The organism is Enterobacter sp. JUb54, from assembly GCF_014298075.1.
In the GTDB taxonomy this organism is placed as follows: Bacteria; Pseudomonadota; Gammaproteobacteria; order Enterobacterales; family Enterobacteriaceae; genus Klebsiella; species Klebsiella lignicola.
In genome coordinates this window covers 1,215,245-1,230,512 of sequence record NZ_CP060418.1, presented here as the reverse complement: position 1 = coordinate 1,230,512, position 15,268 = coordinate 1,215,245, and the positions used below count along the sequence as shown (strand labels likewise).

The 15,268-nt window shown below is 56.8% G+C and carries 15 protein-coding genes; 5 read left to right on the top strand and 10 right to left on the bottom strand.

The window, feature by feature from the left end:
- Positions 1-9: 9 nt before the first annotated feature.
- Positions 10-648, top strand: coding sequence for a helix-turn-helix transcriptional regulator (locus tag HF679_RS05620; RefSeq protein ID WP_154143876.1), 639 nt, complete (start codon positions 10-12; stop codon positions 646-648).
- Here the strand turns inward: HF679_RS05620 and HF679_RS25005 are convergent.
- From HF679_RS25005 to HF679_RS05590, 6 genes are all read right to left on the bottom strand, one after another.
- On the bottom strand, positions 624-782 hold the full coding sequence (locus HF679_RS25005; protein ID WP_154143877.1) for a small membrane protein: 159 nt from the start codon (positions 780-782) through the stop codon (positions 624-626). The genes HF679_RS05620 and HF679_RS25005 overlap by 25 nt on opposite strands.
- Before the next feature lie 265 nt (positions 783-1,047).
- On the bottom strand, positions 1,048-1,878 hold the full coding sequence (locus HF679_RS05610; protein WP_123754475.1) for an alpha/beta fold hydrolase: 831 nt from the start codon (positions 1,876-1,878) through the stop codon (positions 1,048-1,050).
- A 229-nt stretch (positions 1,879-2,107) separates the two neighbouring features.
- Positions 2,108-2,443 carry a TonB family protein gene (locus HF679_RS05605; RefSeq protein ID WP_261802980.1) on the bottom strand — a complete coding sequence of 112 codons (336 nt, stop codon included), beginning with the start codon at positions 2,441-2,443 and terminating at the stop codon, positions 2,108-2,110.
- 143 nt (positions 2,444-2,586) lie between these two features.
- Positions 2,587-3,015, bottom strand: a complete 429-nt coding sequence (locus HF679_RS05600; protein WP_123754477.1) for a glycine zipper 2TM domain-containing protein — start codon at positions 3,013-3,015, stop codon at positions 2,587-2,589.
- Positions 3,016-3,095: 80 nt separating this feature from the next.
- Positions 3,096-3,506 (bottom strand): Spy/CpxP family protein refolding chaperone, encoded by a 411-nt coding sequence (locus HF679_RS05595; protein WP_123754478.1) that lies wholly within the window; start codon positions 3,504-3,506, stop codon positions 3,096-3,098.
- A gap of 451 nt (positions 3,507-3,957) precedes the next feature.
- On the bottom strand, positions 3,958-5,022 hold the full coding sequence (locus tag HF679_RS05590; protein ID WP_123754479.1) for a LacI family DNA-binding transcriptional regulator: 1,065 nt from the start codon (positions 5,020-5,022) through the stop codon (positions 3,958-3,960).
- A 222-nt stretch (positions 5,023-5,244) separates the two neighbouring features.
- Between HF679_RS05590 and HF679_RS05585 the strand changes: the two genes are divergently transcribed.
- Positions 5,245-8,355, top strand: coding sequence for a beta-galactosidase (locus HF679_RS05585; RefSeq protein WP_154143879.1), 3,111 nt, complete (start codon positions 5,245-5,247; stop codon positions 8,353-8,355).
- 183 nt (positions 8,356-8,538) lie between these two features.
- Positions 8,539-9,804 carry an MFS transporter gene (locus HF679_RS05580; protein WP_123754481.1) on the top strand — a complete coding sequence of 422 codons (1,266 nt, stop codon included), beginning with the start codon at positions 8,539-8,541 and terminating at the stop codon, positions 9,802-9,804.
- 55 nt (positions 9,805-9,859) lie between these two features.
- Here the strand turns inward: HF679_RS05580 and HF679_RS05575 are convergent, their stop codons facing one another.
- On the bottom strand, positions 9,860-10,120 hold the full coding sequence (locus HF679_RS05575; RefSeq protein WP_174509397.1) for a hypothetical protein: 261 nt from the start codon (positions 10,118-10,120) through the stop codon (positions 9,860-9,862).
- A gap of 355 nt (positions 10,121-10,475) precedes the next feature.
- Between HF679_RS05575 and bla the strand changes: the two genes are divergently transcribed.
- Positions 10,476-11,342, top strand: a complete 867-nt coding sequence (gene bla / locus HF679_RS05570; RefSeq protein ID WP_187042695.1) for a PLA/ORN/TER family class A beta-lactamase — start codon at positions 10,476-10,478, stop codon at positions 11,340-11,342.
- A gap of 77 nt (positions 11,343-11,419) precedes the next feature.
- Here bla and HF679_RS05565 read toward each other — a convergent pair whose 3' ends face one another.
- From HF679_RS05565 to HF679_RS24835, 3 genes are all read right to left on the bottom strand, one after another.
- On the bottom strand, positions 11,420-11,650 hold the full coding sequence (locus HF679_RS05565; RefSeq protein WP_123754483.1) for a hypothetical protein: 231 nt from the start codon (positions 11,648-11,650) through the stop codon (positions 11,420-11,422).
- 165 nt (positions 11,651-11,815) lie between these two features.
- Positions 11,816-13,861, bottom strand: a complete 2,046-nt coding sequence (gene dcp, locus HF679_RS05560) for a peptidyl-dipeptidase Dcp (RefSeq protein ID WP_187043031.1) — start codon at positions 13,859-13,861, stop codon at positions 11,816-11,818.
- Between the two features lie 102 nt (positions 13,862-13,963).
- On the bottom strand, positions 13,964-14,086 hold the full coding sequence (locus HF679_RS24835) for a hypothetical protein (protein WP_255417649.1): 123 nt from the start codon (positions 14,084-14,086) through the stop codon (positions 13,964-13,966).
- 365 nt (positions 14,087-14,451) lie between these two features.
- Between HF679_RS24835 and ydfG the strand changes: the two genes are divergently transcribed.
- Positions 14,452-15,201, top strand: coding sequence for a bifunctional NADP-dependent 3-hydroxy acid dehydrogenase/3-hydroxypropionate dehydrogenase YdfG (ydfG, locus tag HF679_RS05555; RefSeq protein ID WP_123754485.1), 750 nt, complete (start codon positions 14,452-14,454; stop codon positions 15,199-15,201).
- Positions 15,202-15,268: the final 67 nt, after the last annotated feature.

The following is a 15,268-nucleotide window of genomic DNA, read 5'->3' as shown; positions in this document are numbered from 1 at the left end:
AATCCGACCATGACGACGATATTAATTAATACTTCAGATATTTTCCTGCGCCAGGCAATCACGCATCTTGTCACTGAGATTATCGCTGACAAGGGCCGGGATAATCCGTTGGTCATGACTGACATGAGCAATATTGCGGATGCCGAGGTGATCATTACCGAAATGACGATGGGCGAACATCTGTTATGTCAAAAAGCGCTGGAAAACCGTAAGGCGGCGTCAGCGGTTTTCATTATCCAGCCGAGAACCGCGACCACGCCCGGCCACCAGCTACCTACCTGCATTCATGATGCGACGTTCATTCATCGTCAGGTATCGGTTACGGAATTTTCAGCGATACTGCGCCGCAAACTCAGCGCTATGGCTGGTTTCCGCCGCTCTGTTTCGCGCCCGGATAACCCACGATTTAAATGTATCAAATGCCCGCGAAAATCGTTAACCCCGACGCAGTTAAAGGTGGCACAGGCGCTCGGCATCGGTATGAATAGCCTGACCATCGCCGATCATCTGCAGGTGCATTATAAAACCATTTTCAGTCATAAAAGTAATATTATGAAATCCTTTGAGATCGCTAATAAACAGGAGCTTAACCGTTTTATTAGCGTAATCATGCGCAATGACGGTCAAATCCCGCGCTTGCGAAAATAGCGTTCATTCCTTCCAATACCATTTTTTCTGAATGGCAGCCTTCTTTTCTTCCAGTCATTAATATAGGAAATTAAACTCCAGACAGAAATGAACAATAGTATTGCAGCGATAATAATGTAGGCGATGCTACTCACAATGGCACCCTTAATAATCCGTTACTGTATTGTGCTGGCAGGATAATACAGCCATTATCATAACGACAAGCATGAGGTTATTTTTTCAGAAGGAGAAAAACTTATGCGAGATAATTCTTAACAGGGCAATAAAAATAGCAAAATAATGACCGCGTAAAACAAAAGCAGGCAGCCCGTCTCTGGCGCGCAAACGCACACGAACGGACTGCCTGGTGGAGCGGGTATTAGCGAAAGCCGCAGCCAGCGAGTCGCAACGGGTGCATCGTCAGCTGTTCACAAACGCCAGCAGGTCGGCGTTGATCTGATCCGCGTGGGTGGTGGGGATCCCGTGCGGCGCCCCTTTATAGGTATTCAGGGTACCGTTCTGCACCAGGTCGACCGAAAGCACCGCGGAATCATGATAAGGCACAACCTGGTCATCATCACCATGGATCACCAGTACCGGGATGGCGATTTGCTTGAGATCCTCAGTGAAATCCGTCTGCGAGAAGGCTACGATCCCGTCATAATGCGCCTTCGCTCCGCCCATCATCCCCTGTCGCCACCAGTTCCAGATAACGCCTGGTAGCGGTGTCGCACCGGGACGATTGTAGCCATAGAACGGCCCGGCCGGCACGTCATAATAGAACTGCTGCCGGTTGGCCGCGAGCTGCGCCTGGAAGGACTCAAACACCTCAAGCGGCGTGCCCTGCGGGTTGCTGTCGGTTTTTACCATCAACGGCGGAACGGCGCTGATCAACACCGCTTTTGAGACCTTATCCTCCGCGTGACGTACCACATAGCGCACCACCTCGCCGCCGCCGGTCGAGTGGCCGACATGCATCGCCCCCTGCACCCCCAGATGCTGAACCACCGCAGCGACATCATCCGCGTAGTGATCCATATCGTGACCGCTGCACACCTGACTGGAACGGCCATGCCCCCGTCTGTCGTGCGCCACCACCCGGAAGCCCTTATTCACGAAGAACAGCATCTGCGCATCCCAGTCATCGCTGGAGAGCGGCCAGCCGTGGTGGAAGAAAATCACCTTGCCCTCTTTTGGTCCCCAGTCTTTATAAAAAATCTCAACACCATCGCTCGTCGTTACGTAACCCATGTCTCTTCTCCTGAATACCGTTAGCTGTCGAAGGTTGAAGCAGGTCTTGCGTATGGCGCTGAGGTGGCCTGTTGCCATGCCGTGACGGGAACCATAGAGCCACGCACCGAGCCGCCAGCGATCGCCATCCGATCGCTGAGAGAGTATAGATTTAAAGTTGCGAGTTAGATCAAGAAATGGGACTTACGCCACACCGGCAGACATGCACAGAGAAGACGTCACAGCGCCACTACAGCGTGGGCTGCAGCTTAAAGCGAATGGTTTTGGTCATGTTTTTAAAGGGTTTGTTGGGTTCGAAACGCCATTTTGCCACCGCGCTGATCACCGCATCATCAAACAGGTGCTGCGGTTCAGATGACAGGATCCATAACTTTTCGACTTTCCCGTCGGCGCCCACATCAAAGCGAATCTTCACTTCACCGCAAATATTATTGGCCGCTGCATAGTAGGGATAAACTGGCTGGACAAGGTGAAGCAGCTTCGGCTCGTCTTGCCTGACCGGGCTACTGCAGGCCGACAGCAAGAAACCGACGGCTAAAAACAGCGCGCATTTGCGTTTCATCATCACATCCTTATTGATAATAATTATCAATAGTATCACGGAATTGTGCTTGATGATGGGTTTTTCCCGCTTCGGGGAGAGGTAACACGGAGGGAGATGGCGCAACGGAAGACCGCTTGCGTTATTCGCAGGCGGTCAGGTCAGCATCAGACGGCTTTATCCACGCTGGTGTTCGAGCCGGAGGTCAGGATGCGCACCTTGTCGCCCTGATTAAAGCTCATCCGGCCATCGTACTGCTGGAGCACCTGGATTATCTGACCAGACTGGGTCTTGATGGTCAACTGGACTTCCTGCATGGCCTGGCGCTGTGACTGGCGGTAGTGAGAAGCACTGGCCCCGGCGGCAGCACCGGCAACGGTCATGGCGGTCTGCCCTTTACCATTACCAAACTGGTGCCCGACTACGCCACCGACAGCACCGGCGGCAAGGGTGCGCAGCGGCCGTGAGTGGGTCTGATTACTGATGATCTGGCTTTGCTGTACCACACCATAGTCCACCACGGTTTTGGTACCGGCAACAGCAGACAGGCTGGTCAATGCGAGGAAGCTGAGAGCGATGAATGCAAGTCTCTTCATAATGTCTCATTTTTAGGTTTTCGCGCGGGCGATGAGCGCCTGCGGCAGGATAACCCCGCCATTGCTGGCGGGGTCGGAAATCAGTTCAGGGCGTCAACGAGATCGTTTTTCACCTGGGTGCGCTGTTCAGGCGTCAGCACCTGGTTCACGCCAAAATAGTATTTCACGCGGTAGTAACGCACTTGCTGATCTAACTGCCCAAAGGCCGCCAGCTGCTGCTTCACTTTCGCATCATCCCATTTGCCGGAGTGGATAACATCCACCAGCGCGCCGTCTTTGAAACCGTCGATTTTGATATTGTTAACGTTGGTCTCAAATTCTGTACGCAGGGTCTGAATTTTGCTCACCTGATCGTTGCTCAGCTTCAGATGTTGTACCACGGGATCCTGAGATACCGGCGGAACATCAGTGGTGCTGGCCGCTTGTGCAGCAACGGAGAAACCTGCGCTCAGGGCGACAGCAATCAGGGTGTTACGGAAGAGTTTATTCACAATCAATTATCCTTAATATCCATAATCAGAGCCTTAAGTATTGATCTCCAAATAAATCCCATCTGTAACAAAGGGTTAAATTTAAATTTGGACAATTTGCCGTGGCGACCATCGCCTGCCTCATCGGCGGCGACATCGCCCTTCTGCCATCAGCATTTTATGCTGGGTCCAAAACTCTCGCCCGGGAAGGTTTTGACACCAGCCACCGGAAAAACAGCGTGTTTATGCTGGTAAGCGCGTGAATTATCACCGCATGGCAGAGTTAAATAAAATAGCGGGCGGGGTTTTGCCTGCGGACAGGCAAAAAAAAACCGCCAGCGGTCTGGCGGTGAATCAATGCTTGCATGGATAGATTGTGTTTTACATTTTACATAAAGGCGATGTCCATCTCCCTTTATGACTGCGGCTACGCTAGCACATTCATCTTCAATGAAGGGTAAACCAACGCTGCTTACAGCTTCTCAACCAGCGCTTTCAGCTGGGCGACCCACTGCTCCTGTTGCTGTTCGCTGTTAAACGGCCAGGTGGACTGGCGGACAATCAGGCGGGTGGGCAGCAGTTCACGGATCCGCATCTGGGGCGTCACCATCAGCTGAACCAGCTGTTCCACCGCCCTTTTGCCCAGCAGATCGAAATCCTGGGCGACGGTGGTCAGCGGCGGCTGGAAATAGAGGCTATCGGCAGTGTCGTCATAACCGGTGACCGATACCGCACGGCTGCCGCTGCGGTTGAGCTGTGCCAGGGCGCTCAGCACCCCTAAGGCCATCTGGTCGTTGGCCACCACAATCGCGCTGATACGCGGCTGGAGATGGAGCAGTTCAAAGGTTTTGTGCCAGCCGCTGGCGGCGCTCCAGTCGCCGAACACGGTCTGGGCATGGCTGACGCCCTGGCGATGCAACGCCTCGCGCCAGCTACCAAGGCGCATACGCGCAGAGATCGAGCTTTCCGGGCCGGCCAGCAGGCCAAACTCCCGATGGCCTAATTCCCAAAGAAGCCGCACGCAGGCGCCGCAGCCGTCGCGATGATCAAAGCGCACGCAGGAGACCTCCGTTTCCGGCGAGACATCGAGAAACAGGCAGGCAATATCGGGATTTTCCTTCACCAGCCGCTCCGCCGTACTGCTCTCCAGCGGCAGGCTAACGATTGCCCCGCGAATATGTTGCGCACGAAACTCATCCAGTCGCGCCTGCAAAGCGGCGTAATCGCTACGCTCCGGCATGGCAATCGAGACTTCAAGCTGATGAATGCCCGCGTGGTTTTTTACCGCCGCCGCAATTTGCGACGGCGCATGCAGCGTCAATGAGGCGGTAATCAGCCCGATGGAAGGTGCCGCCTTCCCCGCCAGCAGCTGCGCGGAACGGTTGGGGACATAGTGCAGCGCCTGCATCGCGCGGACTACCTTTTCCCGGGTCCGCTCGGAGACGATCTGCGGATTATTCAGCACCCGGGAGACGGTCTGCTGGGACACCCCGGCTTCACTCGCCACATCCTCTAACGTTGCCGTACGCCGCTGCATGGTGCTCTCCTTTCGGGTCAGACTGAGGGGTTTTTACTATCAATGTCGTCCGCTAACATTTTATGTCTTATTGACGACAAAAATCTGCGCTTTTTTGGGTGTTTCGTGATCGAAGGTCGGTTTCGTTTTCGCCAATATTGCGGCACCAGAAAAAATATCTGATAACGACATCATTCTTGTCTAGCGAATGACATTTCTCTCACTTATCCGTCAGGTATGCGTATGCAACAACATGACTCAAGCGCGGTTCGCTCATTGACGTTTCACGACGTTCTGGCCCGCGAAGACTGGCAAAACCAGACCATTACCCACCTGAATCGCTTAACGGCCCACCCGACCTTTGCCAGCTGGCGTACGGTTGCCGACGCGCGGGATAACCGGGCTTCCGGGCGCCGTCGTCTGCTCGATGGTCAGTGGCAGTTCTCCTACGCCCACAGCCCGTTTGCTGTCGATCCTCGCTGGATCGAGCAGGATCTGGCGGATAGCCGCAGCACGCCGGTGCCGTCAAACTGGCAAATGGAAGGTTACGACGCGCCGATCTACACCAACGTTCGCTACCCTATCGACACCACTCCGCCGCGGGTCCCGGAAGAGAACCCGACCGGCTGCTACTCCCTGAATTTTACCCTCGACCCGCAGTGGCAGGCCGCAGGCCAGACCCAGGTGATTTTCGACGGCGTTAACTCGGCGTTTCACCTGTGGTGCAACGGCGAATGGGTGGGCTACTCCCAGGATAGCCGTCTGCCCGCCGCATTCGACCTGACCCCCTATCTGAAGGAGGGCAATAACCGTCTGTGCGTGATGGTTCTGCGCTGGAGCGCCGGGACCTGGCTGGAGGATCAGGATATGTGGCGGATGAGCGGGATCTTCCGCTCGGTCTGGCTGCTCAACAAACCGCAGCAGCATCTGAGCGACGTCCAGCTCACCCCGCAGCTGGATGCCCTGTACCGCGAGGGGGAACTGCTGGTTAATCTGACCATCAGCGCCCCTGCCGGCACTCTGGACCAGCTGGTAGCCGAAGTCAGCCTGTGGGACGGCGAGCAGCAGGTCGCCAGCGCGCGTCAGCAGCCGGGTTCACCGGCGATCGATGAGCGTGGCAATTATGCTGAGCGTGCCCAGCTGCGCCTGGCGGTCGATCGCCCGGCCCTGTGGAGCGCTGAAACGCCGCACTGCTATCGCGCGGTGGTGGCGCTGTGGCGCGGCGACGAACTGCTGGAAGCCGAAGCCTGGGATATCGGTTTTCGCAAGGTGGAGATTAACAACGGCCTGCTGCTGCTTAACGGCAAACCGCTGCTGATCCGCGGGGTCAACCGCCATGAGCATCATCACCAGCGCGGCCAGGTAGTCACCGAAGCGGATATGCTGCAGGACATTCTGCTGATGAAGCAGCATAACTTTAACGCCGTGCGCTGCTCACACTATCCCAACGCCTCGCGCTGGTACGAGCTTTGCAACCGCTACGGCCTGTACGTGGTCGATGAAGCCAATATCGAAACCCACGGCATGGTGCCGATGAACCGCCTCTCCGACGATCCGGCGTGGCTCCCGGCCTTCAGCGCCCGCGTCAGCCGGATGCTGCAATGTAACCGCAATCATCCGTCGATCATCATCTGGTCGCTGGGCAATGAGTCCGGCGGCGGGTCAAACCATGAAGCGATGTACCACTGGCTGAAGCGCCAGGACCCGACGCGCCCGGTGCAGTACGAAGGCGGCGGTGCCGACAGCAGCACCACCGATATCATCTGCCCGATGTACGCCCGCGTTGAGTATGACCAGCCGATCCCGGCGGTGCCGAAATGGGGCATTAAAAAGTGGATCAGCCTGCCCGGCGAACAGCGCCCGCTGATCCTCTGCGAATATGCTCACGCGATGGGCAACAGCCTCGGTAACTTTGCCGATTACTGGCAGGCCTTCCGCGACTATCCGCGCCTGCAGGGCGGTTTTATCTGGGACTGGGCCGATCAGGCGATCGAAAAAACCTTCGATGACGGCACCACCGGCTGGGCCTACGGCGGCGATTTTGGCGACAAGCCTAACGATCGCCAGTTCTGCATGAACGGGCTGGTCTTCCCGGATCGCCGTCCGCACCCTTCGCTGATTGAAGCGCAACATGCCCAGCAATATTTCCAGTTCGCTCTGCTGGAGCAATCTCCGCTGCGGGTCAGCGTGGAGAGCGAATATCTGTTCCGCACGACGGACAATGAACAGCTGTACTGGCAGGTGCAATGCGCTGGCGAAACCGTTGCCAGCGGAAGCCTCGCCCTGCACCTTGCCCCACAGGGCCACGGCGAACTCACTCTCTGTGAGCAGCTGACGCTACCGACTGGTGCGAAAGAGGTGTGGCTGATGCTGGAGGTTCGCCAGCCGCAGGCGACTGCCTGGTCTGATGCCGGGCACCGGGTGGCCTGGGGGCAGTTCGCCCTCGCCGCTCCGCTGGCCTTACCCGCGCCAACCGCCAGCGGCCCGGCGCCTGAGCTGGCGATCGCTAACCAGACCTTTACCGTCAGCCACGGCTCCCAGCAGTGGATTATCGATCGCCAGAGCGGTCTGTTAAGCCACTGGCAGGTCGAGGGCAAAGAGCAGCTGCTGACGCCGCTGAGCGATCAGTTCGTCCGCGCCCCGCTGGACAACGATATTGGCGTCAGCGAAGTGGAACGCATCGATCCCAACGCCTGGGTTGAGCGCTGGAAAAGCGCCGGGCTGTATCAGCTGGAAAGACACTGCGTGCACTGCGAGGCACACCGCCTGGATCATGAGGTGATCGTCGACAGCCGCTGGCACTATCTGCGCGGCGATGAAGTGGTCATCGTCAGCCAGTGGCGTATGACCTTCGACAGCACCGGCCAGCTGCAGCTTTCGGTGAGCGGCGAGCGTGCAGGTACCCTGCCACCGCTGCCGCGCGTCGGCCTTCATTTCCAGGTCGCCGACCAACAGACGCCGGTTTCGTGGCTTGGCTACGGGCCGCATGAAAACTACCCGGACCGCAAAAGCAGCGCCTGTTTCGCCCGCTGGCAGCTTCCGCTGGAGGAGATGACCACGCCGTATATCTTCCCGACGGAGAACGGCCTGCGTTGTGACAATAAAGCGCTGGACTGGGGACGCTGGCACGTTGCGGGCAAGCGATTCCACTTCTCGGTTCAGCCTTACAGTACCACCCAGTTAATGGAGACCGACCACTGGCACCGGATGACGCCAGAAAGCGGCGTCTGGATCACCCTCGACGGCCAGCATATGGGCGTCGGCGGGGATGATTCCTGGACACCGAGCGTGCTGCAGCAGTGGCTGCTGCTCGAGACACAATGGCAGTATCAGTTAGTGATTCATTTCCAGTAAAACAACAACGGGGGGCCTCGGCTCCCCATAATAAAAACAGTTATACCGGCATCATTCAGGATGTATTAGGCGGAAATCAGCTAAGAGCACAGGGACGAATGGGTTACTGTACGCAGCGGCACGCCGCAAATTGCGCAGTAGCTGGAATGATGATGACGAGTATAATAACAACGGAACATCTCTATGAAATTCTCTGAACTGGCGCCACGAGAACGGCATAATTATATCTACTTCCTGCTGTTCTTTTTCTTTTACTACTTCATTATGTCGGCCTACTTTCCCTTTTTCCCGGTATGGCTGGCGGACGTTAACCATTTAACCAAGACCGAGACCGGGATTGTCTTCTCCTCTATTTCGCTGTTCGCCATTATCTGCCAACCGATATTTGGCCTGATTTCGGACAAGCTCGGCCTGCGCAAACACCTGCTGTGGACCATCACGGTGTTATTAATTCTGTTCGCGCCGTTCTTTATCTTTGTGTTCTCGCCGCTGCTGCAGATGAATATTATCGCCGGGTCGCTGGTGGGCGGGCTGTATCTGGGGATCGTCTTCTCCAGCGGCTCCGGTGCGGTAGAGGCCTACATTGAGCGCGTCAGTCGCGCCAACCGTTTTGAATACGGCAAAGTGCGGGTCGCCGGCTGCGTCGGCTGGGCGCTTTGCGCTTCCATCACCGGTATCCTGTTCGGTATTGACCCCAATATCACCTTCTGGATTGCCTCCGGGTTTGCGCTGGTGCTGGGGGTACTGCTGTGGTTTTCCCGTCCGGAAAGCAGCAACAGCGCTCAGGTAATGGATGCCTTAGGCGCCAACCGTCAGGCCTTTTCCCTGCGCGTAGCGGCAGAGCTGCTGCGGATGCCGCGCTTCTGGGGATTTATTATCTATGTGGTCGGGGTTGCCAGCGTCTATGACGTCTTCGACCAGCAGTTTGCCAACTTCTTTAAAGGCTTCTTCGCCGACCCGCAGCGCGGTACCGAAGTATTTGGTTTTGTCACCACCGGCGGGGAGTTGCTCAATGCACTGATTATGTTCTGCGCTCCCGCCATCGTAAACCGCATCGGGGCCAAAAACGCGCTGCTGACCGCCGGGATTATTATGTCGGTGCGTATTCTCGGATCGTCGTTTGCCACCTCGGCGGTGGAAGTGGTGATATTAAAAATGCTGCATATGTTTGAAGTACCGTTCCTGCTGGTCGGGACCTTTAAATATATTTCGTCTGCATTTAACCCGAAACTGTCCGCCACCCTGTTCCTGATTGGCTTTAACTTATCGAAGCAGCTCTCTGGCGTGGTGCTGTCTGCGTGGGTGGGCCGGATGTACGATACCGTCGGATTCCATCAGGCATACCTGATTCTGGGGTCGATTACGTTAGGGTTCACGGTGCTCTCGCTGTTCACCCTGAAAGGCAGTAAAACCTTGCTGCCGGCTACCGGCTATAACAACGCGACGTAGGTCGCAGACCGGCGGCCCGTTGCGATTAACGGGCCGACCGATTGGCCTGCCGGGCTCAGCAAAGCGACTTTTTCATGCCTCTGCTCAGCGCCACTCGTTTGAGCTTGTCAGCGTCATCGTGAGACTCACTGAACACACCAAAAAAGTAGCGTTCGTCATCAATCGTCTGCGAGACGATCCGATAGCTCAGCGGCTGGCCGGATTTTGCACCATACTGTGCAGCAGTAACGGACAGCTCCGTCGCATTATCGGCGACGCTGACCAGCAGGCCATCAGCCCTTCCCCCCACCAGCATGACCTTAATTAACGGGTCCACCATGTTCCTCCTGGATGGGTCAATAAGTAATGTGTGATTGCCGACATCGTAGAGCATTTACGCTACCTTCAGTATATTCTTATAGTTCATACCAGCCTGAAATAAAAAATTGCTTTTTATAGCCTAAATAATTCGAGTGCTTCCAGGCGGTAAGGCCGTAAACCCCTGGAGCTTACTCCGGTAAGTGATACTGCGCTAAGCATTAATTATTGCTGGTAAAAGCTGGCGAATGATGAAGGAAAAAAGAGAAATTGTGAATCTTCATAAGTCTTATTTATCATGATTTCCGTTGCCCTGCCGCAGCCACTTCAGCCTTAGCGAACACTCACAATAAGACCCAAGGAAATCCCCCGAGATGCGCCATAGTCGCTTTGCCCTGCTCCCGTTACTCGCCGCGCTGGCCCTGCCAGCCTGGGCCCATGAGGCCACAATCAGCCGCGTTAAAACCGCCGAAAGCCAGCTTCAGGGCCGGGTTGGCTATGCTGAGCTGGATTTAACCACCGGCCGTTTACTGGCGGGCTATCGTGCGGACCAACGCTTTCCAATGATGAGTACCTTTAAGGTGTTGCTCTGCGGGGCGGTGCTGGCCCGGGTCGACAGCGGCGAGGAAAAACTCGATCGCCGGATCCACTACCGTCAGCAGGATCTGGTGGAATATTCTCCGCAAACCGAAAAGCACCTCGACGACGGACTCACCGTTGGTGAGCTCTGCGCCGCCACCATTACGCTGAGCGACAATACCGCAGCAAACCTGCTGCTGACCGCCATCGGCGGCCCGCAAGGGTTAACCGCGTTTCTGCGCCACAGCGGCGATCGCACCTCACGACTCGACCGCCGGGAGCCGGAGCTTAACGCCGCCGTGCCGGGCGACGTGCGCGATACCACCACCCCGCAGGCGATGGCCACCACCCTGCGCCGTCTGTTAACCGGCGGCGTGCTTTCCGCATCATCGCAACAGCAGTTACAGCGCTGGATGATCGATGATCAGGTCGCGGGTCCGCTGCTGCGCGCGTCGCTGCCGTCCGGCTGGTTTATCGCCGATAAAACCGGGGCCGGACAGCGCGGCTCACGCGGTATCATTGCCGCCCTCGGCCCGGACGGAAAACCGTCACGCATCGTGGTGATTTACCTCACCGACACCGACGCCACCATGGCGGCGCGCAATCAGCAGATTGCAGAGATCGGCGCCACGCTGGTCGAGAACTGGTCCGCAACGCCGTAGCGGCCAGCCAGACTGCAGGTGTTCCGGGCATAAAAAAGCCTCGCGATGCGAGGCCAGTCCGGGCAGCTGCGGCGAGGTTAGTCTTCCTCGTAACCTTCGAGGGCATCCTGGATGGCGTCCGCCAGCGAAGCGACTTCCTGCGCCACGTTGCGCAAATCCATCTGGCTACGAATACCGGAATTGGCGGTGGATGAAGAGACCGCTGCTTTCGAAATCTCCAATGCGGCCTGAACAGCAAGAAGACGCTTATGCTTTTCGATAGCCGTATCGCCGCTATCACCATCTAACTGAAAGTATTTATCTAACATATCGGTTCCTTCTCAGCCATTTCATTGTCGAAGGCCATATTCTGGTCTAAACGGGCGAAAATAAACAGCTAAAAAAGATTAATTACAAAGAGTTAACTTTTCATTACCCGCAAAACAGCCCAGGCCACCGCCCTTTTCTCGCCGGCGACCTGTTCAGATGGCGATTTACGCGTTCAACCCACGGTTCTCCAGCATCGGTTCAATCTTAGGGTCATGCCCGCGCCACTGGCGATACAGTTCAGCTAAATCAGTGCTGTTGCCGCGGGACAAAATCGCCTCGCGGAAGCGCTGGCCGTTTTCGCGGGTCAGACCACCATGCTCCACGAACCACTGATAGCCGTCGTCGGCCAGCATCTGGGTCCACAGATAGGCGTAATAGCCTGCCGCGTAGCCGCCGCCGAAGATATGCGAGAAATAGCTGCTGCGATAGCGCGGTGGCACCGCGGCAAGATCCATATGTTCCTCGCCTAAAGCCTGTGTTTCGAAAGCATCGACATCCTGCGGCACATCCGTTGACGCGAGGCGATGCCAGTGCATATCCAGCAGCGCCGCCGCCAGCAGTTCGCTCATGTCATAGCCTTTGTTAAACTTCACGGCCCGCAGCATGCTTTCCCGCAGCGCATCCGGCATCGCCTCACCGGTCTGGTAATGCCGGGCATAGCGGGCGAACACCTGCGGTTCGCTGGCCCAATGCTCAAAGATCTGCGACGGAAACTCGACAAAATCGCGCGGCGTATTGGTGCCCGACAAGCTGGCGTAGCGCTGGCTGGCAAACAGCCCGTGCAGGGCGTGACCGAACTCATGGAACAAGGTGATGACATCATCCCATGACAGCAGCGCACTGTGGCCGGCTTTGGGCTTCTGATAGTTGCAGACGTTGTAGATCACCGGGTGCTGGGCCAGCAGCGTCGATTGTTCGACGAAAACGTCCATCCACGCCCCGCCGCTTTTCGAATCCCGCGAAAAATAGTCGCCGTAGAACAGCGCAATCCCTTCGCCGTTGGCATCAAAGATTTCCCAGACCCGCACATCCGGGTGATAAACCGGGATATCAAAACGTTCGACGAAGCGCAGGCCAAAGAGCTGCGAGGCGGTCCAGAACACGCCATCCTGTAGAATGCGGTCGAGCGCAAAATAGGGTTTTAGCTGTGACTCATCGATGGCAAAGCGGGTGCGGCGCACCTGCTCGGCGTAGTAATGCCAGTCCCATGCCTCGGCGGTAAAACCGCCCTCTTGATGGTCAATGAGCTGCTGGATATCCGCCAGTTCCTGCTCCGCTCTCGCCCGCGCGGCCGGGGCAATCCGGCGCATAAAGGCCAATGCGGCCTCCGGCGTTCCCGCCATCTGATCGGCCATCGACCAGCTGGCATAATCCGCGACGCCCAGCAGTTCAGCTTTGCGGGCGCGGATCTCCGCCAGACGCAGCACCAGTTCGCGGGTATCGTTGGCATCGCCCTTCTGGTTGCGCTGCCAGCCGGCGGCGAACAGCTTTTCACGGGTCTGGCGCTCGCGTAACGCCAGCAGGGCCGGTTGCTGGGTGGTATTCACCAACGGCAGCAGCCAGCGGTCGTTCAGTCCTTTATCGCGCGCGGCGTCGGCGGCTTCGGCGATCTCATCGTCGCTGAGTCCCGCCAACCGATCGCGGTCATCCAGCACCAGGCCGCCGGATTTCACCGCCGCCAGCAGCCGCTGCTGGAACTGGCTTTGCAGCGCCGCGGCCTGGGTGTTCAGGGCCCGCAGCGCGGTTTTTTGCTCGGGTGCCAGCGTCGCGCCCGCCAGGGTGAAACGTTGCCACGTCACCTCCAGCAGCCGCCGGGATTCGTCGTCGAGGGTCAGGGTATCGCGTTGCTGCCATACCTGCTTTACACGCTGGAACAGCGCATCGTTGAGCCAAATATCGTTGCCCAGCCCGGCCAGTTCGGCGGAAAACTGCTCATCAAGCGCCTGCAGCGTCGGGTTAGTATGCGCCCCGGCCATGGCAAAAAAGACCCGGGTGACGCGCGTCAGCAACTGCCCGCTTTGTTCAAGCGCCACCAGCGTATTGGCGAAATCTGCCGGCGCGGGATTATTCACAATGGCGGCGATCTCGTCGCGCTGGCGCCGTCCCCCTTCATCAAAGGCCGGACGGTAATGCGTATCGTCAATCAGATCAAAACGCGGTGCCTGATAAGGCAGCAGGCTCATGCTTAAGAAAGGGTTGTTTTCGGCCATCATCATCTCCTGGACTCGGTTATCCAGTTAGATTAGGCAACGTGTTGATTAACCGCAATGATTTCCGCCTGCGGTCGCGATGTTCAGGCGGTCAGCGCAGCTTCAAAGCACAAAATAGAGCACAAATGCGATCATCACCGCGCCGGTGACGCCAAGAATATCGAGTCCGGTACGGGTTATGGTCGCGTGAGTCGCAATGCTCTCTTCTTCGTCCCATTCATTCATCTGTTCAATCTCCTGTCATCAAAAGCCCCGCCACAGCGGGCAGGTACAATAGGGAATCCCCACCAAAAATGGCAGCCCAACGGGCGCGGCGCGCAGAATAACAATCGGCAAAATGCCGCGATGATCAATTGATGCCATGAATGCCGCGCAGTTTATTTTTCGACAAAATCGCCCGAAAATGGCCCTCTGCCGTCGGCGTTATCAACCTTTTCCCGTCATCGCAATACCCTGTTTTGGAAACGTATTGCTCACGCGCTGAAGGTAGACGCCGTTTTCTTTTGTCGCTACAGTGCTGATGATATTGCCAGCCCTCTACAGTTGTGCGCGTGGTTCGGGGCTTAATGAGAAAATTGACAGGAGCGATGATGATTATTCTGGTTACTGGTGCAACCGCAGGTTTTGGTGAAAGTATGACTCGCCGTTTTATCGCCAACGGCCACAAAGTGATCGCCACCGGACGTCGTGAAGAGCGACTGAAAACATTAAAAGATGAGCTCGGCGACAACCTTTATCCGGTGCAGCTGGACGTCCGCAACCGCGCCGCCATCGAAGAGATGATTGCCGGACTGCCGGCAGAGTGGCAGGCCATCGATGTACTGGTCAATAACGCCGGTCTGGCGCTTGGTCTCGAGCCGGCGCACAAAGCCAGCGTCGAAGACTGGGAAGATATGATCGATACCAACAACAAAGGGCTGGTCTACATGACCCGTGCGGTTTTACCGGGTATGGTCGAGCGTAACCGCGGTCACATCATCAATATCGGCTCCACTGCCGGTAGCTGGCCTTATGCCGGCGGGAACGTCTACGGGGCGACCAAAGCCTTCGTCCGCCAGTTCAGCCTCAACCTGCGTACCGACCTGCACGGCACAGCGATCCGCGTGACCGATGTTGAACCAGGCCTGGTTGGCGGCACCGAGTTTTCTAACGTGCGCTTTAAAGGTGATGACAGCAAAGCCGGTAAAACTTATGAGAACACCCAGGCGCTGACGCCGGAAGATGTTACCGAAGCGGTATGGTGGGTCGCGAACCTGCCGGCGCATGTCAACATCAACACCCTGGAAATGATGCCGGTAAGCCAGAGCTTTGCCGGTCTGAGCGTTCATCGCGCTGGTTAAATCTCGCCACCCGGCCGCTTGACGGCCGGGTATGGGCTAACCGATAAAATACGCGTAAAATAACGCT